This window comes from Enterobacter sp. WI-ESBL-E8, from assembly GCF_053364895.1.
Genome location: NZ_JBRWXJ010000001.1, coordinates 3,685,415 through 3,708,332 on the forward strand (window position 1 = coordinate 3,685,415; position 22,918 = coordinate 3,708,332).

22 protein-coding genes are annotated in these 22,918 nt (G+C 56.2%); 4 read left to right on the plus strand and 18 right to left on the minus strand.

Annotated elements, in window-relative coordinates; all coding sequences use genetic code 11:
• Window positions 1-345 precede the first annotated feature (345 nt).
• Window positions 346-4,233, minus strand: coding sequence for a phosphoribosylformylglycinamidine synthase (gene purL / locus ACWHWP_RS17400; RefSeq protein WP_063957710.1), 3,888 nt, complete (start codon window positions 4,231-4,233; stop codon window positions 346-348).
• Between the two features lie 268 nt (window positions 4,234-4,501).
• Here purL and mltF point away from each other — a divergent pair, with 268 nt between their 5' ends.
• Window positions 4,502-6,052, plus strand: coding sequence for a membrane-bound lytic murein transglycosylase MltF (gene mltF, locus ACWHWP_RS17405; RefSeq protein WP_047346775.1), 1,551 nt, complete (start codon window positions 4,502-4,504; stop codon window positions 6,050-6,052).
• On the opposite strand, the gene tadA is transcribed toward mltF, so the two are convergent.
• The 4 genes from tadA to murQ are packed head-to-tail and all read right to left on the minus strand — an operon-like array spanning window position 5,940 to window position 9,412.
• Window positions 5,940-6,479 carry a tRNA adenosine(34) deaminase TadA gene (tadA, locus tag ACWHWP_RS17410; protein ID WP_059312343.1) on the minus strand — a complete coding sequence of 180 codons (540 nt, stop codon included), beginning with the start codon at window positions 6,477-6,479 and terminating at the stop codon, window positions 5,940-5,942. The genes mltF and tadA overlap by 113 nt on opposite strands.
• A gap of 24 nt (window positions 6,480-6,503) precedes the next feature.
• A complete protein-coding gene (gene yfhb, locus ACWHWP_RS17415; protein WP_059312344.1) occupies window positions 6,504-7,139 on the minus strand; it encodes a phosphatidylglycerophosphatase C in 636 nt (211 codons plus the stop codon).
• Window positions 7,140-7,142: 3 nt separating this feature from the next.
• Entirely contained in the window at window positions 7,143-8,507 is a 1,365-nt protein-coding gene (locus tag ACWHWP_RS17420; protein WP_447856078.1) for a PTS transporter subunit EIIC, read from the minus strand.
• Window positions 8,508-8,518: 11 nt separating this feature from the next.
• A complete protein-coding gene (gene murQ, locus ACWHWP_RS17425; protein ID WP_059312346.1) occupies window positions 8,519-9,412 on the minus strand; it encodes an N-acetylmuramic acid 6-phosphate etherase in 894 nt (297 codons plus the stop codon).
• Between the two features lie 119 nt (window positions 9,413-9,531).
• Here murQ and ACWHWP_RS17430 point away from each other — a divergent pair, with 119 nt between their 5' ends.
• A complete protein-coding gene (locus ACWHWP_RS17430; protein WP_023333056.1) occupies window positions 9,532-10,380 on the plus strand; it encodes a MurR/RpiR family transcriptional regulator in 849 nt (282 codons plus the stop codon).
• A gap of 61 nt (window positions 10,381-10,441) precedes the next feature.
• The gene (locus ACWHWP_RS17435; RefSeq protein WP_447856079.1) at window positions 10,442-10,702 is read left to right on the plus strand and encodes a YfhL family 4Fe-4S dicluster ferredoxin; all 261 of its coding nucleotides are present in this window, start codon (window positions 10,442-10,444) and stop codon (window positions 10,700-10,702) included.
• Here the strand turns inward: ACWHWP_RS17435 and acpS are convergent.
• The 12 genes from acpS to rseD form a co-directional block, all read right to left on the minus strand.
• The gene (gene acpS, locus ACWHWP_RS17440; RefSeq protein WP_047346780.1) at window positions 10,699-11,079 is read right to left on the minus strand and encodes a holo-ACP synthase; all 381 of its coding nucleotides are present in this window, start codon (window positions 11,077-11,079) and stop codon (window positions 10,699-10,701) included. The two genes, ACWHWP_RS17435 and acpS, sit on opposite strands and share 4 nt — an antisense overlap.
• Window positions 11,079-11,810, minus strand: a complete 732-nt coding sequence (gene pdxJ, locus ACWHWP_RS17445) for a pyridoxine 5'-phosphate synthase (RefSeq protein ID WP_059312348.1) — start codon at window positions 11,808-11,810, stop codon at window positions 11,079-11,081. Before pdxJ ends, acpS begins: the two co-directional genes overlap by 1 nt.
• Window positions 11,811-11,843: 33 nt before the next feature.
• Window positions 11,844-12,551, minus strand: a complete 708-nt coding sequence (recO, locus tag ACWHWP_RS17450; RefSeq protein WP_447856080.1) for a DNA repair protein RecO — start codon at window positions 12,549-12,551, stop codon at window positions 11,844-11,846.
• A gap of 17 nt (window positions 12,552-12,568) precedes the next feature.
• Window positions 12,569-13,474, minus strand: a complete 906-nt coding sequence (gene era / locus ACWHWP_RS17455) for a GTPase Era (protein ID WP_006176722.1) — start codon at window positions 13,472-13,474, stop codon at window positions 12,569-12,571.
• On the minus strand, window positions 13,471-14,151 hold the full coding sequence (gene rnc, locus ACWHWP_RS17460) for a ribonuclease III (RefSeq protein ID WP_003860711.1): 681 nt from the start codon (window positions 14,149-14,151) through the stop codon (window positions 13,471-13,473). Before rnc ends, era begins: the two co-directional genes overlap by 4 nt.
• A gap of 222 nt (window positions 14,152-14,373) precedes the next feature.
• Window positions 14,374-15,348: a signal peptidase I gene (gene lepB / locus ACWHWP_RS17465; protein ID WP_047346783.1), complete on the minus strand. Its 975-nt coding sequence runs from the start codon at window positions 15,346-15,348 to the stop codon at window positions 14,374-14,376.
• A gap of 15 nt (window positions 15,349-15,363) precedes the next feature.
• Window positions 15,364-17,163, minus strand: a complete 1,800-nt coding sequence (gene lepA, locus ACWHWP_RS17470) for a translation elongation factor 4 (protein WP_023308849.1) — start codon at window positions 17,161-17,163, stop codon at window positions 15,364-15,366.
• Window positions 17,164-17,348: 185 nt separating this feature from the next.
• Window positions 17,349-17,825 (minus strand): SoxR-reducing system protein RseC, encoded by a 477-nt coding sequence (gene rseC, locus ACWHWP_RS17475; RefSeq protein WP_447856081.1) that lies wholly within the window; start codon window positions 17,823-17,825, stop codon window positions 17,349-17,351.
• Complete coding sequence (gene rseB, locus ACWHWP_RS17480) at window positions 17,822-18,775, minus strand: sigma-E factor regulatory protein RseB (RefSeq protein WP_429053843.1); 954 nt, start codon at window positions 18,773-18,775, stop codon at window positions 17,822-17,824. Before rseB ends, rseC begins: the two co-directional genes overlap by 4 nt.
• Complete coding sequence (gene rseA, locus ACWHWP_RS17485) at window positions 18,775-19,425, minus strand: anti-sigma-E factor RseA (RefSeq protein ID WP_059312569.1); 651 nt, start codon at window positions 19,423-19,425, stop codon at window positions 18,775-18,777. The genes rseB and rseA overlap by 1 nt, the downstream gene beginning before the upstream one ends.
• A gap of 31 nt (window positions 19,426-19,456) precedes the next feature.
• Window positions 19,457-20,032 carry an RNA polymerase sigma factor RpoE gene (gene rpoE / locus ACWHWP_RS17490; protein WP_059312568.1) on the minus strand — a complete coding sequence of 192 codons (576 nt, stop codon included), beginning with the start codon at window positions 20,030-20,032 and terminating at the stop codon, window positions 19,457-19,459.
• Window positions 20,029-20,091 carry a rpoE leader peptide RseD gene (gene rseD / locus ACWHWP_RS17495; protein ID WP_229255512.1) on the minus strand — a complete coding sequence of 21 codons (63 nt, stop codon included), beginning with the start codon at window positions 20,089-20,091 and terminating at the stop codon, window positions 20,029-20,031. Before rseD ends, rpoE begins: the two co-directional genes overlap by 4 nt.
• Before the next feature lie 363 nt (window positions 20,092-20,454).
• Here rseD and nadB point away from each other — a divergent pair, with 363 nt between their 5' ends.
• Complete coding sequence (gene nadB / locus ACWHWP_RS17500; RefSeq protein WP_447856082.1) at window positions 20,455-22,074, plus strand: L-aspartate oxidase; 1,620 nt, start codon at window positions 20,455-20,457, stop codon at window positions 22,072-22,074.
• On the opposite strand, the gene trmN is transcribed toward nadB, so the two are convergent.
• Window positions 22,059-22,796, minus strand: coding sequence for a tRNA(1)(Val) (adenine(37)-N(6))-methyltransferase TrmN (trmN, locus tag ACWHWP_RS17505; protein WP_447856083.1), 738 nt, complete (start codon window positions 22,794-22,796; stop codon window positions 22,059-22,061). The two genes, nadB and trmN, sit on opposite strands and share 16 nt — an antisense overlap.
• Window positions 22,797-22,918 lie beyond the last annotated feature (122 nt).

Here is a 22,918-nt window from a genome sequence, read left to right on the forward strand (position 1 = left end):
GAAGTTTATGTAGCACGACCCGAAGGGGCTGACATAAGAAGGTGAATGAGCCACTGGTTAATATTATGCAACACCCGTGCCATAATGCAAAACAAAAAATTAACGATTTGATATATATAGCTTTTACTCATTTTCCCCGTTAATTAACGGTTGAATGATTTCCAGGCTAAGTGTCGCTATTAAGCAACACCTTAACGTGAACCCGTACTGCCATTTAAAAATCAATGAGTTAAGTGTCTCCTTTTGGAGACAGCAACTTACCTTCTTTGTCGCAATTTTGCGACACGCATAAAAAAGCCCGGTGGCGCTACGCTTACCGGGCCTGCAAGGTACCAGCTTTACATCTTAACCCAGTTGCTTACGCGCATTGCGGAAGATACGCATCCACGGGCTGTCCTCGCCCCAGTTTTCCGGATGCCAGGAGTTGCTCACGGTGCGGAACACGCGCTCCGGGTGCGGCATCATGATGGTTGCACGACCGCTTTCGCTGGTCACCGCCGTAATACCATTGGCGGAACCGTTCGGGTTAGCCGGGTAGGTTTCAGTCACCTTGCCGAAGTTATCAACGAAGCGCAGCGCCACCAGGCCTTTGCTCTCAAGCTGAGCCAGATGCGCGGCATCACGCACTTCTACCTGACCTTCGCCGTGGGAAACGGCGATTGGCATCTGCGAACCGACCATCCCCTGCAGCAGCAGAGACGGGCTTTGGGTCACTTCGACCAGGCTGAAGCGCGCTTCGAAGCGGTCAGACTGGTTACGCACAAAGCGCGGCCAGGCTTCGCTGCCCGGGATCAGCTCGCGCAGGTTAGACATCATCTGACAGCCGTTACACACGCCCAGCGCCAGCGTTTGCGGACGGTGGAAGAAGGTTTCGAACTCGTCACGCACGCGGCTGTTGAACAGGATGGACTTCGCCCAGCCTTCACCCGCGCCCAGCACGTCGCCGTAAGAGAAGCCGCCGCACGCCACCAGCGCCTGGAAATCTTCCAGACCAGTACGGCCCGCCAGCAGGTCGCTCATATGAACGTCGATAGCGTCAAAGCCCGCGCGGTGGAAGGCAGCCGCCATCTCAACGTGGGAGTTGACGCCCTGCTCGCGCAGTACGGCCACTTTCGGACGCGCGCCCGTCGCAATGTACGGCGCGGCAATATCTTCGTTGATGTCGAAAGAGAGCTTCACGTTCAGACCTGGATCCTGGTCATTCGCCTTCGCGTTATGCTCCTGATCGGCACATTCCGGGTTATCACGCAGGCGCTGCATCTGCCAGGTGGTTTCCGCCCACCACATGCGCAGCGTGGTGCGGCTTTCGCTGAATACCGCATGGCCGTCTGCTTCGATAACGAAGCGGTCGCCCTGAACGGCTTTACCCAGATAATGCACGCAGTCTGCCAGACCGTGCTTCGCAAGGATGGCTTCAACCGCATCGCGATCTGCCGCACGTACCTGAATCACCGCGCCCAGCTCTTCGTTGAACAGCGCCGCCAGACGGTCTTCGCCAAGCGTTGCAATGTTCGCTTCCACACCACAGTGGCCGGTGAAGGCCATCTCTGCCAGGGTTACCAGCAGGCCACCGTCGGAACGGTCGTGATAGGCCAGCAGCTTACGCTGCGCAACCAGCGCCTGAATCGCATCGTAGAAGCCTTTTAACTGCGCCACGTCGCGCACGTCGGCAGGCTTATCACCCAGCTGACGGTAAACCTGCGCCAGCGCCGTGGCACCCAGCGCGTTATGCCCTTTGCCCAGGTCAATCAGCAGCAGGGCGTTGTCTTCGGTCACGAGCTGTGGCGTAACGGTATGACGCACGTCTTCCACGCGCGCAAACGCGGAGATGATCAGCGACAGCGGAGAGGTGATCTCGCGCTGCTCGCTGCCTTCCTGCCAGCGGGTCTTCATCGACATGGAGTCTTTACCCACCGGAATGGTCAGCCCCAGCGCAGGACACAGCTCCTCGCCCACCGCTTTCACGGCTTCATACAGGCCAGCATCTTCGCCAGGGTGGCCGGCAGCGGCCATCCAGTTTGCGGAGAGCTTAATGCGTTTGATATCGCCAATCTGCGTCGCGGCGATGTTGGTCAGCGCTTCACCGACCGCCAGACGGGCAGAGGCCGCGAAGTCCAGCAGCGCGACCGGCGTACGTTCACCCAGGGCCATCGCTTCACCGTAGTAGCTGTCGAGGCTCGCGGTGGTCACGGCGCAGTTCGCCACCGGGATCTGCCACGGGCCCACCATCTGATCGCGCGATACCATACCGGTCACGGTACGGTCGCCGATGGTCACCAGGAAGGTTTTCTCTGCCACAGCAGGCAGGTGCAGCACGCGATTAACCGCTTCCGCCACGGTGATGCCCTGGCGATCCAGCGCTTTGCCTGCCACTTTACGGGTCTGCACGTCGCGGGTCATCTTCGGCGTCTTACCGAGCAGAACGTCCAGCGGCAGATCGATAGGCTGGTTGTCGAAATGGGTGTCGCTTAAGGACAGGTGTTTCTCTTCGGTCGCTTCACCAATGACGGCATACGGCGCGCGCTCGCGGCGGCACAGCTCGTCAAACAGCGGCAGCTGATCCGCGGCAACCGCCAGAACATAGCGTTCCTGAGATTCGTTACACCAGATTTCCAGCGGGCTCATGCCTGGCTCATCGCTCAGGATATCGCGCAGGTTGAAACGGCCACCGCGACCGCCGTCGCTGACCAGCTCCGGCATGGCGTTAGACAGACCGCCCGCGCCAACGTCATGAATAAAGAGGATCGGGTTCGCATCGCCCAGTTGCCAGCAGCGGTCGATCACTTCCTGACAGCGGCGTTCCATTTCCGGGTTATCGCGCTGCACGGAGGCGAAGTCGAGGTCCGCATCAGACTGACCGGAGGTCATAGAAGAGGCCGCTCCGCCGCCCAGGCCTATGTTCATCGCCGGGCCACCCAGTACGATCAGCTTCGCGCCAACGACGATCTCGCCTTTCTGCACGTGATCGGCGCGAATGTTGCCGATCCCGCCCGCCAGCATGATCGGTTTGTGGTAGCCGCGCAGCTCTTCGCCATTGTGGCTCTCCACTTTCTCTTCATAGGTGCGGAAGTAACCGTTCAGTGCCGGACGACCAAATTCGTTGTTGAACGCCGCGCCGCCCAGCGGGCCGTCGGTCATGATATCCAGCGCGGTCACGATGCGTTCCGGCTTGCCGAAATCTTCTTCCCACGGCTGCTCGAAGCCAGGAATACGCAGGTTGGAGACGGAGAAACCGACCAGACCTGCTTTTGGTTTAGCCCCGCGACCGGTCGCACCTTCGTCACGGATTTCACCGCCGGATCCGGTCGCCGCACCCGGCCACGGGGAGATGGCCGTCGGGTGGTTATGGGTTTCGACCTTCATCAGGATATGCGCGGGCTCCTGATGGAAGTCATAGCGGCCTGCTTCGCGATCGGCGAAGAAGCGGCCCACCTCGGAACCTTCCATCACCGCGGCGTTGTCTTTGTAGGCAGACAGCACGTGGTCTGGGGTTTTCTCCATGGTGTTTTTAATCATTTTGAACAGCGACTTCGGCTGCTGTTCGCCGTCGATGACCCAGTCGGCATTGAAAATCTTATGGCGACAGTGCTCAGAGTTCGCCTGCGCGAACATGTAGAGTTCAATATCGTTCGGGTTACGGTTGAGCTTAACAAACGCGTCCTGCAGGTAGTCGATTTCGTCTTCTGCCAGCGCCAGACCAAGACGCAGGTTGGCGTCAATCAGCGCCTGACGGCCCTGCCCCAGCAGGTCCACGCTCTGTACCGGCGCTGGCTGATGGTGGGAGAAAAGCTTCTGCGCGTCATCGAGAGAGGCAAATACGCTCTCCATCATGCGATCGTGCAGCTCGGCCGCAACCGCCTGCCACTGGGCTTCGCTCAGGGTCGACGCTTCCACGTAGTACGCTACGCCGCGTTCCAGACGGTTAATCTGGCTCAGACCACAGTTGTGGGCGATGTCGGTGGCTTTGGAAGACCAGGGGGAGATGGTGCCCGGACGAGGCGTCGCAAGGATCAGTTTGCCGGTTGGCGTATGGCTGCTCAGGCTTGGGCCATACTTGAGCAGGCGTTCCAGCTGTACGCGCTCCTCTGCATTCAGGGGGGCATTCAGGTCAGCAAAATGGACATACTCAGCGTAAATATTGCTTACCGGAAGGTCGGCCGCCTGAAAACGTGCCAGCAGTTTGTTAATACGGAAGGCAGACAGTGCAGGCGAACCACGCAGAATTTCCATCATAAGTCTCTCGTCTTCGAAGCGCCGGGGCGCTTACAGTGTGCGCAAGGGGGGGAAAACGGGCGTCATTATAAAGAATCCTGAGCGCCGACGAAACCGTTTGCGTCGAAATAAAATCAGCACAGACGTTTAACAATAGATGTGACCTGTCTCTCTAATTGGTTGCCAAGTGGCGCAAGTTTACGCAAAATGCCGCTCATTCAATGGCAAACCTTAATGTTAACATGGCTACAGCAGACTGAGGCAACCGGCGTCGCAGAGAATTAACTAATTGAAAAAATTAAAGATTAATTATCTGCTCATCGGCATTGTAACGTTGCTGCTGGCAGTGGCCCTCTGGCCTTCCATCCCCTGGTTCGGCAAAGCCGAAAACCGTATCGCCGCCATTCAGGAGCGGGGGGAATTGCGCGTCAGTACCCTCAACTCCCCGCTGATTTACAGCGACATCAACGGCAAAATCATTGGTCTGGATTATGAACTGGCGCAACAGTTCGCCGATTATCTTGGCGTGAAGCTTAAAATTACCGTCCGCCAGAATATCAACCAGCTGTTTGATGACCTCGATAACGACGATGCCGATATGCTGGCCGCCGGGCTGGTGTATAACAGCGAGCGCAGCAAGAACTACCAGCCGGGCCCGACCTACTACTCCGTTTCGCAGCAGCTGGTCTATCGCGTCGGGAGCCTGCGTCCGCGCTCGCTGGCGTCAATTAACGATCGGCAGCTGACGATTGCCCCCGGCCACGTGGTGATTGACGATCTGCGCGAGCTCAAGGAGAAGAAATACCCGGACCTGAGCTGGACGGTGGATCCTAAGCTCGGCACGACCGAGCTGCTGGAGCAGGTAAAAGACCAGAAAGTGCCCTACACCATCGCCGATTCGGTCGCGATCAGCCTGTTCCAGCGCGTGCATCCTGAAATCGCCGTGGCGCTGGACGTCACCGACGAGCAGCCCGTGACCTGGTTTACCCAGCTCGACGACGATCAAACTCTCTCTGCCGCGATGCTCGATTTCTTCAACACCATCAATGAAGACGGTACCCTGGCGCGTCTGGAGGAGAAGTACCTCGGCCACGGTGACGACTTTGACTACGTTGACACCCGCAGCTTCCTCCGCGCGGTTGACAGCGTCCTGCCGGACCTGCAGCCGTTGTTCGAAAAATACGCCCAGGAGATTGACTGGAAACTGCTGGCGGCTATCTCCTATCAGGAATCCCACTGGGATACTCAGGCCACCTCTCCCACGGGCGTACGTGGTTTGATGATGTTAACCAAAAATACCGCGCTGAGCCTGGGCGTGAATGACCGTACCGATGCCGAACAGAGCATCAGCGGCGGCGCGCGCTACCTGCAGGATATGATGGCCAAAGTACCGGAAACGGTGCCGGAAGAAGAGCGGATCTGGTTTGCGCTGGCAGCCTACAATATGGGCTACGCGCATATGCTTGATGCGCGAGCGTTGACGGCGAAAACCAAAGGTAACCCGGACAGCTGGTCAGACGTTAAGCAGCGCCTGCCGCTGCTGAGCCAGAAGCCATGGTATAACAAGCTGACATACGGCTACGCGCGCGGGCATGAAGCCTACGCCTACGTGGAAAATATCCGTAAATATCAGATTAGCCTGGTCGGGTATCTGCTGGAGAAAGAGAAAGAGGCGACAGAAGCAAAGCAGCTGGCACAAAGCTACCCGGTCGTGGCGCCGGACGAACTTAATCGTCCGACAGCTTCAATTCTGCCTTTTGCTGCTTTTTCTGCTGACGGCGCATTCGAAAGAAATCGCTTAATAGCCCCGAACACTCTGGTGCAAGCACCCCACCGATAGTCTTCACCTGGTGGTTCATCCCAGGATGACCCAGTACGTCCATCAGCGAACCGGCCGCGCCGGTTTTTTCATCCCGCGCCCCGAAGACCAGGGTCCCGATCCGGCCGTGCACCATCGCGCCGGAGCACATCACGCACGGCTCCAGCGTCACATACAGCGTGGTCTCAAGCAGGCGATAGTTTTGCAGCACAAGACCGCCCTGGCGAAGCGCCATGATTTCAGCATGGGCGGTAGGATCGTGGCGGCCAATGGGACGGTTCCACCCTTCGCCAATCACCTGGTTGTTATGAACCAGCACTGCGCCCACGGGCACTTCGCCCTCGTCCCAGGCGCGCTGAGCAAGCGTTAGCGCATGGCGCATCCAGTATTCATGTGAGAATTCAGGGTAGGACAACGGTTGATACTCCAGTCGAAAAGCGGGCGGCATTATACACGCCCGTTTTAGAGAAGACTATTCGAGTTGCTGAAGTTCACCTGATGGCGTGACGCGCCAGCGATGCTGGCAAAAATAGAGCAGCGGGTTGTCCTGCTTGCTGTCGCTGTAGCCGCTGTACAGGCGCAGCGGCGTACCGATGCGTTTCTCCAGCTGCACCACTTTTTCATGCCCCAGACAGCGCAGGGTCAGCACCCAGCCGCCGTAGCCGCGGGCGATTTGCGTGGCGATAAGATTCACGCGCGGAAGCCAGGGGGTATCAAAATAGACCTGCTCCACCAGCGTCTGCGGCGAGCCGGTAATCAGCCAGATGTCGGCATCGTTGGCGTCGAGGTAGGCAGTGAGGCGCGCCTGCACCACCGGAAAGGCGGCGACGTGACCGCGAAACCAGTGTGCAAAATCCTGTTCAAGCTGTTTGAGCCGCGCTTCGCTGTGTCCAAACGTACATCCCCAGAGCAGCAGGCTCATCGGCCATCGCGCCGCGCGGCCTTTCACCAGCAGCGCGATACCGATAGCCGGTAAGAGCGGCAGCACGAGCAGCGCATTCAAAGGCTGACGCCGCAGCAGGTAACGCATAAACGTACCAAACATATCCTGCTGATGCAGCGTTCCATCGAGGTCAAAAAAGACAATGCGACGCGCGTGATTTGCCAAACCTTACTCCTCTGGGTCGTTGAATCCTAATAGCCAGGTAAACAGGAACCCGGCGATCACCGCCACTAAATAGCCTAACAGATAGAGCATGACTTTTCCGGTCACGATGGTTAATGCCAGCGGTAAACCGGATAGACCAAAAGTAATCACGGTAGCAACTTTCCAGTAGCTGATCAGCGCCCCGCCCACCGCGCCGCCCAGACACGCCGCGAGGAACGGTTTACCCAGCGGTAGCGTGACGCCGAAAATCAGCGGCTCGCCAATGCCGAGCAGCCCGACCGGGAGCGCGCCTTTAATCACTTTTTTCAGACGCGCGTTGCGGGTTTTCATCAGTACGGCTATCGCCGCGCCGACCTGCCCCACCCCCGCCATCGACAGGATAGGCAGCAGCGCGTTAGAACCGTGCGCCTGCACCAGCTCGACGTGGATCGGCACCAGCCCCTGATGCAGGCCGGTCAGCACCAGCGGCAGGAAGGTTCCCGACAGCACCGCCCCCACTAACAGGCCGCCGCGGTCAATCGCCAGAGACGCGCCGTGGGCGATAGCTTCTGAGATCCAGCCGCCTAAGGGCTGGAGTGCCACAACCGCGACGCTACCGGTAATGAGCGTGGTCAGCAGCGGGTTCAGGATAAGCTCAATCGAGCCGGGCAGAACCGCGCGAAGCCTTTTCTCGATCCAGCACATCAGAATGACCACCAGCAGCACCGCAATCACCCCGCCGCGGCCCGGCTGAAGCGCCTCACCAAACAGCGTTATCTGCGCCAGCTGCGGGCTGGACAAGATCCCTGCCATTACCCCGCCCATGGCCAGCGATCCGCCAAACACCTTTGCGGTATTCACCCCGACCAGAATATTCATGATGGCAAACACCGCGCTGCCGAAGATCCCCAGGATACCCAACAGGTTCGGATACTGAGTGGCAAAATCGCCCACAATATCCGGCCGCTTGAGGATATTGATGATCCCGGTGATCAGGCCCGAGGCAATAAACGCCGGGATCAGCGGGATAAAGACGTTTGCCAGCTGGCGCAGCGCATCGCTCATGGGGGCTTTGTATTTGGCCTTCGCCTGCGCTTTGGTGCGTTCAGCATCTTTAAATGAGGCCGTCGCCTCACCGCCAACCATCAGCGCGCGCATGGCATCAACAACCTGCGCTGCTTTCCCCGGCCCGACGATCAGCTGGTGCTGCTGGCCCTGTTTCACATAGCCGCTGACGCCGGAAAGCTGCTTCAGACGCGGCACGTCAAGCTGGTCGTCGTTATGCACCTCGACGCGCACGCGCGTCATGCAGTTTTCGAGACGCTGAATATTTTTTTCCCCACCGATCCCCTGCAGGATATCGCTGGCGAGCGCTGCTGTTTTGTCCATACACGCCTCTGTTAGTTTTCTAATGCCGCCCGTAAGAAGCCATTATGCGCATCGAGTTTGGCTCTTGCGGCAGCCGCATCCAGCCCGCTCAGGATCATCAGAATGGCCGGTTTAACATCGTGATCGGTTTGTTTGAGTACGGTTTCCGCCTCTTCGCGGCCTGCGCCTGTCGCTTCCATCACCATGCGGCAGGCTCTGTCCACCAGCTTGACGTTAGTGGCCTGCATATCCACCATCAGGTTCTGATACACCTTGCCGAACTTCACCATCGCGCCGGTGGAGATCATATTAAGCACCAGCTTTTGCGCGGTCCCGGATTTGAGGCGCGTGGAGCCGGTGAGCGCTTCCGGCCCGACAACCGGCGAAATAGCGATAGCCGCCACCTGCGCAATCGGCGAGCCCGGATTACAGGAGATGGCCACCGTCGTGCAGCCGGTCTGGTTGGCGTATTCCAGGCCGCCAATGACGTACGGCGTGCGCCCGGATGCCGCCAGCCCGACCACCAGATCCTTCGCCGTCAAGTTCAGCGCCTTCAGGTCATCCTCACCCAACTGTTTGTTATCTTCCGCCCCTTCAACGGCTTTCAGCAGCGCGCCGGGCCCGCCCGCAATCAACCCGACCACCAGACCGTGCGGCACCCCAAAGGTTGGCGGGCATTCAGACGCATCCAGAACCCCAAGACGCCCGCTGGTTCCGGCCCCCATGTAGATAATACGACCACCGGCCTTGAGCGCTTGCGCCGCCGCATCGACCGCTTTCGCCACCTCGGGTAATGTCTCTTTCACTGCCTGCGCGACCAGCGTATCCTGTTGATTAAAGCGGTTAACCAGCTCCAGGGTGGAGAGTGCGTCCAGATCCATGGTTTGCGGGTTACGCGTTTCTGAAACAAGTGAGCCAAGATTCATCTTTATGTACCTCAAGAATTTTTAATTCATAATAATCACACTATAATGGAATATAAAATTCATTCAGGCGAGCAAAATTCGTATTTGCGCAGACAATCACATTTTCGCCAGGAGACCGTATGAACTGTTTAATTCGCATTCGCCAGCGTTATGCAGGCTTTGCTCAAAGCGACAAAAAGCTGGCGGATTTTTTGCTTTCTCAACCCGATCGCGCGCGCCATCTCAGCTCGCAGCAGCTGGCGAGCGAAGCCGGCGTGAGCCAGTCCAGCGTGGTGAAATTTGCCCAGAAGATTGGCTTTAAAGGGTTCCCCGCCCTCAAGCTGGCGATCAGCGAAGCGCTGGTGAGCAACCCCAATCCGCAGTCTATGCCGGTGCATAATCAGATCCGCGGTGATGACCCGATGCGGCTGGTCGGCGAAAAGCTGATCAAAGAGAACGTGGCGGCCATGCATGCGACGCTCGATGTGAATACGGAAGAGAAGCTGCTGGAAAGCGTGGCGATGCTGCGCGGCGCGCGGCGTATCATTCTGACCGGCATCGGGGCGTCCGGTCTGGTGGCGCGTAACTTTGGCTGGAAGCTGACAAAAATTGGGCTTAACGCCATCGTCGAGCAGGATATGCACGCCCTGCTGGCGACCGTGCAGGCGATGGATCCTGACGATCTGCTGCTGGCGATCTCCTACTCCGGCGAGCGCCGTGAAATCAACATGGCCACCGACGAAGCCCTGCGCGTCGGCGGGAAAATTCTGGCGATCACCGGTTTTACGCCGAATGCCCTGCAGCAGCGGGCAACGCGCTGTTTATATACCATTGCCGAAGAGCAGGCCACGCGCAGCGCGGCTATTTCATCCACCAGTGCGCAAATGATGCTGACGGACCTGCTGTTTATGGCGCTGGTGCAGCAGGATCTGGAGCGTGCGCCCGAGCGCATTCGTCACAGCGAGGAGCTGGTAAAGAAACTGGTTTAGCATGAGCGCGTAATGAGCGTATAATGCCCGCCCTGTTTGTGTTGTTTCTGAGAATTTCCTGATGGCGCTGTTAATCACCAAAAAATGCATCAATTGCGATATGTGCGAACCCGAATGCCCGAACCAGGCCATTTCGATGGGCGACAGCATTTATGAGATTAACAGCGACCGCTGCACCGAATGCATCGGCCACTATGAAACGCCGACCTGTCAGAAAGTGTGCCCGATCCCGAATACCATCCTGAAGGATCCGGCACACGTCGAGAGCGAAGAGCAATTGTGGGATAAGTTTGTCCTGATGCATCACGCCAACAAACTCTAGCTTTCAATAATCACCGTCGCGCAGGCGTAGTGGCGTTCATCGGCGAGCGTCACGTGCATATGATTCACGCCCAGCTTTTCCGCCAGCTTTTGCGCCTCGCCCCATAAACGCAGGCGTGGCTTACCCAGCTCATCGTTAAACACTTCAAACTGGTTAAACGCCAGGCCATTACGAATGCCGGTCCCGAAGGCTTTGGCGGCAGCCTCTTTTACCGCAAAGCGCTTCGCCAGGAAACGCACCGGCTGCTGATGCGCTTCCCAGATAGCCCATTCGTTATCGCTTAGCACGCGTCTTGCGAGGCGATCGCCGCTACGGGCGATCACCGCTTCAATGCGGGCTATTTCAACGATATCGGTGCCTAAGCCCAGAATGGCCATTACTGACGCGCTTCCTGCATCAGGCGTTTCATTTCTGAGACCGCCTCTTTCAGGCCGCTCATCACCGCGCGGCCAATAATGGCGTGGCCGATGTTCAGCTCGTGCATTTCCGGCAGGGCGGCGATGGCTTTAACGTTGTGGTAGGTCAGGCCGTGTCCGGCGTTAACCTTCAGGCCCAGGCTTGCGGCATACGTGGCCGCTTTGGCGATACGCTCCAGCTCTTTGGCCTGTTCGACATCGTTTTTGGCATCGGCATAGCAGCCGGTGTGGATTTCGATGTACGGTGCGCCCACGTCGGCCGCCGCTTTAATCTGGGCGAAATCGGCGTCAATAAACAGAGAAACCAGGATGCCGGCATCCGCCAGGCGTTTGCAGGCATCGCGCATTTTGTCGATCTGCCCGGCAACATCCAGACCGCCTTCGGTCGTCACTTCCTGACGCTTTTCCGGCACCAGGCAGCAGAAATGCGGCCGGGTCTCGCAGGCAATGGCCAGCATCTCTTCCGTAACCGCCATCTCCAGATTCATACGGGTGTCCAGCGTCTGACGCAGAATGCGTACGTCACGGTCGGTGATATGGCGACGGTCTTCGCGCAGGTGAACGGTAATGCCGTCGGCGCCAGCCTGCTCGGCTATAAACGCCGCCTGAACCGGATCGGGATACGCCGTGCCGCGCGCATTACGCAGCGTGGCGATATGATCGATGTTGACGCCTAACAGTAATTCAGCCATGACAATCCTCGGTTTTCTTTTCGATTCTGTGGTCTAACGTTTCGGCACAAACTGCCTGAATAATTCGCGGCTCTTTAAGGGCTTGCCGCCAAGATACGGCTTGAGGGCAATCCGGGTAAAGCGTTTTGCCGCGCGCAGGGTGTCCTGGTCAGGAAACTCGCGCTCATACAGCGCCCGGAGCTGGCGCCCGGTGAACGTGCTGTTATCTATCACGACGCTGGCGATAAAACCTTTTTCTTCCCGATACCGGTAGGTCATCCCGTCTTCTACCTCGTCTCCACTTCCCGCACAATGCAGAAAATCGACGCCGTAGCCAAGATGCCCCAGCAGCGCCAGTTCAAAACGGCGCAGGGCGGGTTCGGGCGTGCCGGCTGCGCCAGCCAGCGCCTGGATACAGTGCAGATAATCGAAGAAAAGTTCAGAGAAGCGAGTCTCATGTTCAAGAACCCGTGAGATGAGTTCATTGACGTACATGCCGCTGTAGAGCGTGATACCGGAAAGAGGGAGCGCCAGGGAGACGGCTTCGGCACTGCGCAGGGTTTTGACTTCCCCACGCCCGCCAAAGCGAACCAGCAGCGGTGTGAAAGGCTGTAAGGCACCTTTCAGATTAGAACGTTTGGAACGTGCGCCTTTCGCAACAAGGCGCACGCGGCCCGACTCTTCCGTGAAGACGTCCAGCATGAGGCTGGTTTCGCTCCAGGGACGACTATGCAGGACAAAGGCACGCTGCCATCCATCCATATGCGCGTCGTCTTGGTTTACTGGTCTTCGCCGTAACCGAGGCTGCGCAGAGCACGCTCATCATCGGCCCAGCCAGATTTCACTTTCACCCACAGTTCCAGGTGAACGGGTGCTTCGAACATTTCCATCATGTCTTTACGGGCTTCAATACCGATGGTTTTGATCTTGGCACCTTTATTGCCGATCACCATCTTCTTCTGCCCTTCGCGCTCAACGAGGATCAGGCCGTTGATGTCGTAGCCACCGCGCTCGTTGGTCTGGAAACGCTCGATCTCCACCGTCACAGAGTACGGCAGCTCAGCGCCCAGGAAACGCATCAGCTTTTCACGGATGATTTCAGACGCCATAAAGCGCTGAGAACGATCGGTGATGTAGTCTTCCGGGAAGTGATGAATCGCTTCCGGGAGATGCTTACGCACGATACCCGCGATGGTATCAACGTTCAGGCCGGTCTCAGCAGACAGCGGAACGATGTCGAGGAAGTTCATCTGGCTACCCAGCCACTGCAGGTGCGGCAGCAGGTCGGCCTTTTCCTGCACGTTGTCAACTTTGTTGACCGCGAGGATAACCGGCGTTTTACCGTCACGCAGCTTGTTCAGCACCATCTCGTCGTCCGGCGTCCAGCGGGTGCCTTCAACAACGAAAATCACCAGCTCTACGTCGCCAATTGAGCTGCTCGCCGCCTTGTTCATCAGACGGTTAATGGCGCGCTTCTCTTCCATGTGCAGGCCCGGGGTATCAACGTAGATCGCCTGATACGCGCCTTCAGTATGGATGCCGACAATGCGGTGACGCGTGGTCTGCGCCTTACGAGAGGTGATAGAAATCTTCTGCCCAAGCAGATTATTCAACAGGGTGGATTTGCCGACGTTCGGACGTCCGACGATGGCAATAAATCCGCAATAGGTTTTTTCTTCGCTCATTCCAGCTCCAGCATTTTTAACGCCTGTTCGGCGGCAGCCTGTTCAGCCTTACGACGGCTTGAACCTGTGCCTACCACCGGTTCACTCAGGCCACTGACCTGGCAATGGATGGTAAATTCCTGATCGTGCGCTTCGCCACGCACCTGCACCACCAGATAAGATGGCAGCGGCAGATGACGACCCTGCAAATATTCCTGCAGACGCGTTTTCGGATCTTTTTGTTTATCGCCCGGGCTGATTTCGTCCAGACGGGTCTGATACCAGTTGAGGATCAGCTTTTCTACGGTCTGGATATCGCTGTCCAGGAACACACCACCAATTAATGCTTCGACCGTATCGGCAAGAATAGATTCACGACGGAAGCCGCCGCTTTTCAGTTCACCCGGCCCAAGACGCAGACATTCGCCCAGTTCAAATTCGCGCGCGATTTCCGCAAGGGTATTACCCCGAACCAGCGTGGCGCGCATGCGGCTCATATCACCTTCATCCACGCGCGGGAAACGATGATAAAGCGCATTCGCAATCACGAAACTTAAAATAGAGTCGCCTAAAAACTCGAGTCGCTCATTATGTTTGCTGCTGGCACTGCGGTGGGTTAATGCCTGTTGCAACAACTCCTGATGATGAAAAGTGTAGCCCAGCTTCCGTTGAAGCCGATTAATTACGATGGGGTTCATGCGATACCAATAAATGAATGCGTCAAAAATGCAGCACACGAAACCGACCTGAGAAAACCAACGCGGTTTCGTGTGCCGTGGCACCCTTGCAGGGCCAACCTTAAACTTCGGGGGAATATTCTATACACAACGACAGGGGATGTCGTTAGTTCGAAGAGATTTATCGTGGAAATAATTCGCGTAACCGCTAATTAAAGCGGCTACGCGTTCATTTATTGAGAATTAATGGATTCCGCCAATACGATTCAGGCGTACACCGGTCGGCCATTCGCCTTCCTGCTTCTCAAAACTCATCCAGATTGCGGTCGCTTTACCCACCAGATTCGCTTCCGGCACAAAGCCCCAGTAGCGGCTATCGGCAGAGTTGTCGCGGTTATCGCCCATCATGAAGTAATGGCCTGGCGGTACGATCCAGCTGGCAAGCTGCTGACCCGGCTGCTGGTAGTACATACCGAGCTGATCCTGCGCGATAGGCACTGTCAGGATGCGGTGGGTCACATCGCCCAGCGTCTCTTTGCGCTCAACCAGACGAATACCGTTCTCTTTGGTTTCGCCTTTCGGTACCTGGAAGAACCCACTGGTCGCTTCGCCACCGTTACGACGCGCAAAGGTCTGCACAAAATCACTTGGCTCAACGTTTGAGTAGGTGATCGGCAGCGCATTTTCACATGCGGTACCGGAGCTGCAGCCCGGCTGAACGGTGACTTCTTTCGCAACCGGATCGTAAGTCACTTTATCACCCGGCAGACCGACCGCGCGCTTGATATAGTCCAGGCGCGGATCTTCCGGATATTTGAATACCACGATGTCGCCGCGTTTCGGATGACCGGTTTCGATCAGCGTTTTCTGGTAGATAGGATCTTTAATGCCGTAGGCAAACTTCTCTACCAGAATAAAATCACCAATCAGCAGCGTTGGCATCATTGACCCTGATGGGATCTGGAACGGCTCGTAAATAAACGAACGTACCACCAGCACAATGGCCAGCACCGGAAATACCGAGGCGCCTGTTTCCAGCCAGCCCGGTTTCGGGCCGACTTTCTTCAGGGTTTTCGCGTCAATCCCATCGCCCGTGGCTGCCTGCGCGGCAGCCTGACGTTCATGACGTTTTGGGGCGAAGATAAACTTATCCAGACACCACAGCAGACCTGTCACCAGGGTAGCAATGACCAGGATCAGGGCAAACATGTTCGCCATGCCAACTCCTTAAGGTTATTTGCCGTCTTTACCAACGTGAAGAATGGCAAGGAATGCTTCCTGCGGCAGCTCGACGTTACCGACCTGCTTCATACGCTTCTTACCTTCTTTCTGCTTCTGCAGCAGCTTTTTCTTACGGCTGACGTCACCGCCATAGCACTTCGCCAGAACGTTTTTACGCAGCTGTTTCACGGTAGAACGCGCGATAATGTGGTTGCCGATGGCCGCCTGAATTGCGATATCGAACTGCTGACGCGGGATCAAATCTTTCATCTTCTCAACCAGCTCACGACCGCGATATGGCGCATTGTCGTTGTGGGTGATCAGCGCCAGCGCATCCACACGCTCGCCGTTGATCAGCACGTCCACGCGCACCATGTTGGAGGCCTGGAAGCGTTTGAAGTTGTAATCCAGTGACGCATAGCCACGGGAGGTGGACTTCAGACGGTCGAAGAAGTCGAGTACCACTTCCGCCATCGGGATTTCATAGGTCAGCGCCACCTGGTTACCGTGGTAAACCATGTTGGTCTGCACGCCACGCTTCTCAATACACAGCGTAATGACGTTACCCAGGAACTCCTGTGGCAGCAGCATATGACACTCGGCAATAGGCTCGCGCAGTTCATGAATGTTGTTCAGCGGCGGCAGCTTGGACGGGCTGTCGACGTAGATAACCTCTTTCGAAGTGGTTTCAACTTCATACACTACCGTCGGTGCGGTGGTGATCAGATCCAGATCGTATTCACGCTCCAGACGCTCCTGAATGATCTCCATGTGCAGCAGACCGAGGAAGCCGCAGCGGAAGCCGAAGCCCAGCGCCGTAGAGCTTTCTGGCTCGTAGAACAGGGAAGCATCGTTCAGGCTCAGTTTACCGAGCGCATCACGGAAGTTTTCGTAGTCGTCAGAGCTGACCGGGAACAGACCCGCGTAAACCTGCGGTTTGACCTTTTTAAAGCCTGGCAGCGCTTTATCTGCCGGGTTACGCGCACCGGTCAGGGTATCGCCCACCGGCGCGCCGAGGATGTCTTTAATTGCGCAGACCAGCCAGCCTACCTCGCCGCACGTCAGCTCGGTACGGTCAACCTGTTTTGGCGTGAAGATACCGAGACGGTCGGCGTTATAGACCTGTCCGGTACTCATTACTTTGATTTTGTCGCCTTTACGCATGGTGCCGTTTTTAATACGCACCAGGGAGACAACGCCCAGGTAGTTATCGAACCAGGAGTCGATAATCAGCGCCTGCAGTGGCGCATCTGGATCGCCTTCCGGAGCCGGAATATCACGTACCAGGCGTTCCAGCACGTCGGTTACGCCCACACCGGTTTTCGCGGAGCAGCGCACGGCATCGGTCGCGTCAATACCGACAATATCTTCAATCTCTTCCGCTACGCGCTCGGGATCGGCGGCTGGCAGGTCGATCTTGTTCAGAACCGGCACAACCTCGAGATCCATTTCCATCGCGGTGTAGCAGTTTGCCAGAGTCTGGGCTTCAACGCCCTGCCCGGCATCCACCACCAGCAGCGCGCCTTCACAGGCCGCCAGCGAGCGTGAAACCTCATAGGAGAAGTCAACGTGGCCTGGGGTGTCGATAAAGTTCAGCTGATAGGTTTCGCCATCAGCCGCTTTGTAATCAAGCGTGACGCTCTGCGCTTTAATGGTAATACCGCGTTCGCGTTCCAGGTCCATGGAGTCCAGAACCTGGGCTTCCATTTCACGATCAGACAGGCCACCGCAAATCTGGATAATACGGTCAGACAGCGTCGACTTACCGTGGTCAATGTGAGCAATGATCGAAAAGTTACGTATGTTCTTCATATAGTTAAATAATTATGCCTTACGAATTCCTGGAGGCCGCTGTTCTTAGCCTGACGTTTTTCAGTGCGAAAACGCAGCATTCTACACTACATCCTCGCAACCTGGAAATGCACTTAGAGACAGGTATAGCGTGAAGAAAGGACGTTTTCTGTTTTAGGGTGTAAAAAATGATAAAGCCCGATGGATCACCGGGCCTCAGAAGAGAGCGTCTCAACGCGAATCTGGTCTGGCGCCAGACCAACGCTAAGAATGACAGGCTGCCACTCCTCGCGCGCAGCGAGCATCGGAGAAAGGCCTTTAGCAAGCCAGAACCCACCCACGCCACCTAATGCGGCACCGCACATAGCGGCCATATCAGTGCCAAACAGCATCTGGAATATGCCGCCCATGATAAACAGCCCGACCAGCGGAGAGAGATAAACCAGCATGGCGGAACTGAGAAGGCTACCTTCGGCAATGCCCAGTTCTACCTTCTGCCCCGCCATCAGCGGCTGTTCACTTGGCACAGAAATCGTGTGCGATGTTTGCGGCCCGAGCTTGTTCAGCACGCGACTGCCGCAGCCTGCTCTGGAGGCACAGCTATTACATGAAGCTTTTACGTCGCAGCTCACCAGCGCAACGCCGTTCTGCCACGATACCACCGTAGCCCACTCTTTGATCATTGTGCGGCCTTGAATTTAATGCTGTCGGAAATGCGCTTCGCCGTTTGCGGAGGGAGCTCACCCACAATGGTGATCTCTGCGTTATCGCGCACCGTGGTGCTGACCGTCCGGCGTCCGGTACGCAGCATTTGTTCGGCGCTGTTTGCCGTTGCGCGGTTGATATTCACCGAGAAACTGAATAACCCGTCGGAATAGAGGCGCGATTCCACCGGCGTTTCAATCGTTGGCAGCTGACGACGGCTGCTGGACACTTCGCTAAACCCTTGCGGGATCCAGGACGGTACCCAGTTGAAATTAACGGAATCCCCTGCTGGAACAGAAAGCAGCGGCGGCAGGCTGGCTTTAGCCAGATTCTGCATGCTGTTGCCAACCTGATTATTCACACTGAAGGAGATAACGCGGAACTGTTCCAGCGTTTCACCGTCACGGTCAAGCAGGTCTACACGCATGGGGAGTTTGGTTTCCGCGTCAATCCAGACAATATAGCTGTAGCGCGTTCCGTCCCGGGCAACCACGCGGATCACCTCGCACAGCCTGTCCGCAATGCGCGTACGCCCTACCGAAATAAAATCGTAGTAAGGAGCAAGCCGTTTAAAGTCGGTGTAAATAAGTGACGGCAGAGAATCAACGATATAATCGCCATTCAGCGTGAAAGGCTCCAGGCCTGGCTCGAAATAGCTGATTTCGTTACCACGCTGGACAACTTCCCGACGCGGGCCATCCATCTGTAAAAGCTGGGCAAGCGGCTGATTATCAAGACGGGCATGACGATAGCGTAACGACTCGACGCCCTGCTTATTGATGCTGATAAATGCCAACTCATAATTGAGTGACTGGCTGGCCAGATTCATTTGCTGCAACAACGCCCCGGATGAAACATCAGCCGAGGCGTTGGCAGAGAAGAACAGGCTACCCGCCATCAGAGACATGGCGAACCAAAGTTGCTTCATTACTGCGATTGCGTTCCTAAAGTTTGGTTTCCGGGCACCTGCACAGCAGCTTGCTGTGTTTGCGCCTGCTCAAACTGAAGCTGTTCAGAGTGCAGACGACGCTGCAGCTCGTAATCCTGCAACATCGCATTAATGCGACGGCGCTGCTCCTGAACCTGCTGTTGCTGACCGCCGCTGGCGGAAGCATCAGCCGGTACACCCAGACTTACCGGGCTGGCTTTGCCCATCATCGGCAGTGTGTTAAACACTGGCGCTTCTGGCTGCTGATTAGTTTCAGACTGAGTATTATAGTGCTGGACGCCAACGATAACTGCAAGCGATACGCATGCAGCCACACCCATTTGGGTAAGCTGGCTGGCCCACGGACGCACCTTTTGCCAGAATGGCATTTTCTGCCACTGGTGAGGCGCGGGTTGAGCTTCAGGAATCAGCGGAGTGGTCTGATGAACAGGCTCGTTCTCAATCGCCGCCATGACGCGGGCTGAGATATCGAAATGGAGAAACTCGCTGGTATCACCGCGGAGGGTGTCGCGGATGAGATGATAACTCTCCCACGTTTCTTGCATTTCAGGAGAATGAGACAGCTCGTTGAGCAGCTCACTGTCCAGCGTTTCACCATCCATTAAAGCGGAAAGTTTTTCTTTCTGCATGCCTAATACCTTTTCCAGTATCCCGCTATCGTCAACGCCTGATAAGCGGTTGAACTTTATTATCAATAGCTTCTCGCGCACGGAAAATTCGTGAACGTACCGTGCCGACCGGACAATCCATGATAGCGGCTATCTCTTCATAGCTCAGACCATCCAGCTCCCGTAACGTAATTGCCATGCGTAAATCTTCCGGGAGCGACTCGATCGTGCGAAAAACGATTTGTCTCAGCTCTTCTGACAACATTAAGTTCTCAGGGTTCGAAATTTCTTTCAATGCGCCGCCACTTTCGAAGTTTTCGGCGTCGATTGCGTCCACATCAGTTGACGGCGGACGACGGCCCTGAGCGACCAGATAATTCTTTGCCGTATTGACCGCAATACGGTACAGCCAGGTATAAAAAGCACTATCTCCCCGGAAAGAATCCAGCGCGCGATAGGCCTTAATAAAAGACTCTTGCACTACATCAGGCACGTCGCCTGACGGTACATAGCGGGAAACCAGGCTCGCCACCTTATGCTGGTAGCGCACCACCAGTAAGTTAAAGGCTTTCTGATCTCCCTTCTGGACCCGTTCAACCAGGACCTGGTCCGTTAACTGCTCGCTCATCCGAGGTAATGTCTCCCCAAACCTAAATTCCACGCGTTATCGAAACGCCACTCTAAAATACCGCACTTTGAGCAAGCACCGAGTTAGAGTGTCTGATCTTCAATAAGTTCCTTAACGCCTTTGTTTTTGTTCATCGCGCCGCAGACTGTTCATTTTCTCTCATTATAAGTCTGTTCACGATACGCACCACTTTCTGACAAGAAACATCTTTTTCCCGCCAGAAGAGTAACGCAACCCCGTTTTTATTTCACCACAAAATCTGACGCTAACGATCTGCTTCGCAAAATAATTTCACTCATTTACCCTCCGTTTACCTCCGCTTACGCGTTTAGCCGTTGCAACAACCTTTAAAAAAAACGTGCGATAAATCGCATCCGGGTGCTATTCTGACCAAACTCTGTTTAGTAAATTAAACAACAATCATGAACACAACACCTGAACTCCATTGTGATGTACTGATCATCGGCAGCGGCGCTGCCGGTCTCTCTCTGGCGCTGCGCCTGGCCGAGCATCAAAACGTTATCGTTCTGAGTAAAGGGCCGATAAGTGAAGGTTCCACGTTTTATGCTCAGGGCGGCATTGCTGCCGTGTTCGATGAGACAGACAGTATCGCATCCCACGTTGAAGATACGCTGATTGCCGGGGCCGGGATCGTGGATCCGCACGCCGCGGAGTTTGTCGCCAGCAACGCCCGTCATTGCGTTCAGTGGCTTATCGACCAGGGCGTACTGTTTGATACGCAGGTTCAACCCAACGGTGAAGAGAGCTACCACCTGACTCGCGAAGGCGGCCACAGCCACCGCCGCATCCTCCACGCAGCGGATGCGACTGGCAAAGAAGTGGAAACCACGCTGGTCAGTAAAGCGCTGAGCCATCCTAATATTCGGGTTCTTGAGCGAAGTAATGCCGTTGACCTGATTGTCTCCGACAAGATTGGCCTGCCCGGCACGCGTCGCGTGGTAGGCGCATGGGTCTGGAACAGAGTTAGAGAAAAGGTGGAAACCTGTCAGGCGAAGGCTGTTGTGCTGGCTACGGGCGGCGCCTCCAAGGTGTATCAGTACACCACTAACCCGGACATTGCCTCCGGAGACGGTATAGCGATGGCCTGGCGCGCCGGCTGCCGGGTGGCGAATCTCGAATTTAATCAGTTTCACCCCACCGCCTTGTTCCACCCTCAGGCGCGCAACTTCCTGCTGACGGAAGCCCTGCGCGGTGAAGGCGCGTATCTGAAACGCCCTGATGGCTCCCGCTTTATGCCGGACTTTGACGCCCGGAGCGAACTGGCCCCTCGTGATATTGTCGCTCGCGCCATCGACCATGAAATGAAACGCCTTGGCGTGGACTGCATGTATCTCGATATCAGCCATAAGCCAGCAGCGTTCATTCGCCAGCATTTCCCGATGATTTACGAAAAGCTGCTCAATCTTGGCATTGATTTAACCCGCGATCCGGTGCCCATTGTGCCAGCCGCCCACTATACCTGCGGTGGCGTAATGGTTGACGACCATGGGCGTACCGATGTTGATGGTCTGTATGCTATTGGCGAGGTCAGCTATACAGGGCTTCACGGCGCGAACCGTATGGCCTCTAACTCGCTGCTCGAATGTCTGGTCTACGGATGGTCTGCAGCGGAAGACATCGCGAAACGCATGCCTTACGCCCGTGAGACAGAGCGCCTGCCGGCCTGGGATGAAAGCCGCGTGGATAACCCGGACGAGCTGGTCGTGATCCAGCACAACTGGCATGAGCTACGGCTGTTTATGTGGGATTACGTAGGGATTGTGCGCACCACGAAACGTCTTGAACGCGCATTGCGCCGCATCACCATGCTGCAGCAGGAAATTGATGAATATTACGCCAACTTCCGGGTCTCCAATAATCTGCTGGAGCTGCGCAACCTGGTGCAGGTTGCCGAGCTGATTGTTCGCTGCGCGATGATGCGTAAAGAGAGCCGCGGGTTGCATTATACCCTCGACTACCCGGATCAGCTTGCTGAGTCCGGCCCGTCGATACTCGCCCCGCAGGTTTACATAAACAGATAAAACGCCTGGGTCAGGGCAGTATAATCTTCGGAATAACGCTGGTCTGGCCCACGGATAACCATTCGGTCATTAAAGCATTCACCCTCTTTTGGCGAGAGCGCCAGCAGCACGCGGTGCGGCAGCCGTCCGTCCGTATCTGAAATATCGGTACGCAGACGTAACGTCCAGCCGATCTCCTGCGCGATACCGATGAACGTGTTGCCCGTACTCTCCGGCAGAACCACGCAGAAAAAACCCTCTTCGGAGATCAGTTCTGCCGCACTGGTGAGCAGCGCTTTATGATCGAGGGAGCTGGTATAACGCGCCTGTTCGCGCTCAGGCGAGCCGCACTCAACGCCGGGTTCGTAGTAGGGAGGGTTGCTGACGATCAGATCGTAACGCGCGGTTTGTTCAGGCGCCCAGGCCAGTATATCTGCGCATTCGACTCTCATTCGGGCTGCCCATGGGGATTCGGCCACATTTTCACTCGCCTGCTCTGCGGCCTGCGCATCCAGTTCAACGGCATCAATGGTGACATGCTCTTCCGTACGCTGTGCCAGCATCAACGCCACCAGCCCGCTACCGGTACCGATATCAAGAATACGCTTAACGCCTGCGACAGGCGCCCATGCTCCCAGTAAAATACCGTCTGTACCGACTTTCATGGCACAGCGATCGTGAGCGACAAAAAATTGTTTAAACGTAAAACCATCGCGGCGCAGCTGCGCTTTGAGTTGAGACATGTCAGGGCAACCTTCTAAGTGAAACTGGAGTAGCATAGGGGAAAGCGAAGTGGCCGAAAAGCGATATCCATACAAACAGATGAAGATTACAGCCGTAACGTCTATAATCAGCGCCCCACACA

What these genes read in the sequence shown, in the direction of transcription:
- purL (WP_063957710.1), bottom strand. Translation starts at nt 4,233, where the DNA reads ATGATGGAAATTCTGCGTGGTTCGCCTGCACTGTCTGCCTTCCGTATT.
- tadA (WP_059312343.1), bottom strand. Translation starts at nt 6,479, where the DNA reads ATGCCGCCCGCTTTTCGACTGGAGTATCAACCGTTGTCCTACCCTGAA.
- ACWHWP_RS17420 (WP_447856078.1), bottom strand. Translation starts at nt 8,507, where the DNA reads ATGGACAAAACAGCAGCGCTCGCCAGCGATATCCTGCAGGGGATCGGT.
- murQ (WP_059312346.1), bottom strand. Translation starts at nt 9,412, where the DNA reads ATGAATCTTGGCTCACTTGTTTCAGAAACGCGTAACCCGCAAACCATG.
- ACWHWP_RS17430 (WP_023333056.1), top strand. Translation starts at nt 9,532, where the DNA reads ATGAACTGTTTAATTCGCATTCGCCAGCGTTATGCAGGCTTTGCTCAA.
- ACWHWP_RS17435 (WP_447856079.1), top strand. Translation starts at nt 10,442, where the DNA reads ATGGCGCTGTTAATCACCAAAAAATGCATCAATTGCGATATGTGCGAA.
- acpS (WP_047346780.1), bottom strand. Translation starts at nt 11,079, where the DNA reads ATGGCCATTCTGGGCTTAGGCACCGATATCGTTGAAATAGCCCGCATT.
- pdxJ (WP_059312348.1), bottom strand. Translation starts at nt 11,810, where the DNA reads ATGGCTGAATTACTGTTAGGCGTCAACATCGATCATATCGCCACGCTG.
- recO (WP_447856080.1), bottom strand. Translation starts at nt 12,551, where the DNA reads ATGGATGGATGGCAGCGTGCCTTTGTCCTGCATAGTCGTCCCTGGAGC.
- era (WP_006176722.1), bottom strand. Translation starts at nt 13,474, where the DNA reads ATGAGCGAAGAAAAAACCTATTGCGGATTTATTGCCATCGTCGGACGT.
- rnc (WP_003860711.1), bottom strand. Translation starts at nt 14,151, where the DNA reads ATGAACCCCATCGTAATTAATCGGCTTCAACGGAAGCTGGGCTACACT.
- lepB (WP_047346783.1), bottom strand. Translation starts at nt 15,348, where the DNA reads ATGGCGAACATGTTTGCCCTGATCCTGGTCATTGCTACCCTGGTGACA.
- lepA (WP_023308849.1), bottom strand. Translation starts at nt 17,163, where the DNA reads ATGAAGAACATACGTAACTTTTCGATCATTGCTCACATTGACCACGGT.
- rseC (WP_447856081.1), bottom strand. Translation starts at nt 17,825, where the DNA reads ATGATCAAAGAGTGGGCTACGGTGGTATCGTGGCAGAACGGCGTTGCG.
- rseB (WP_429053843.1), bottom strand. Translation starts at nt 18,775, where the DNA reads ATGAAGCAACTTTGGTTCGCCATGTCTCTGATGGCGGGTAGCCTGTTC.
- rseA (WP_059312569.1), bottom strand. Translation starts at nt 19,425, where the DNA reads ATGCAGAAAGAAAAACTTTCCGCTTTAATGGATGGTGAAACGCTGGAC.
- rpoE (WP_059312568.1), bottom strand. Translation starts at nt 20,032, where the DNA reads ATGAGCGAGCAGTTAACGGACCAGGTCCTGGTTGAACGGGTCCAGAAG.
- nadB (WP_447856082.1), top strand. Translation starts at nt 20,455, where the DNA reads ATGAACACAACACCTGAACTCCATTGTGATGTACTGATCATCGGCAGC.
- trmN (WP_447856083.1), bottom strand. Translation starts at nt 22,796, where the DNA reads ATGTCTCAACTCAAAGCGCAGCTGCGCCGCGATGGTTTTACGTTTAAA.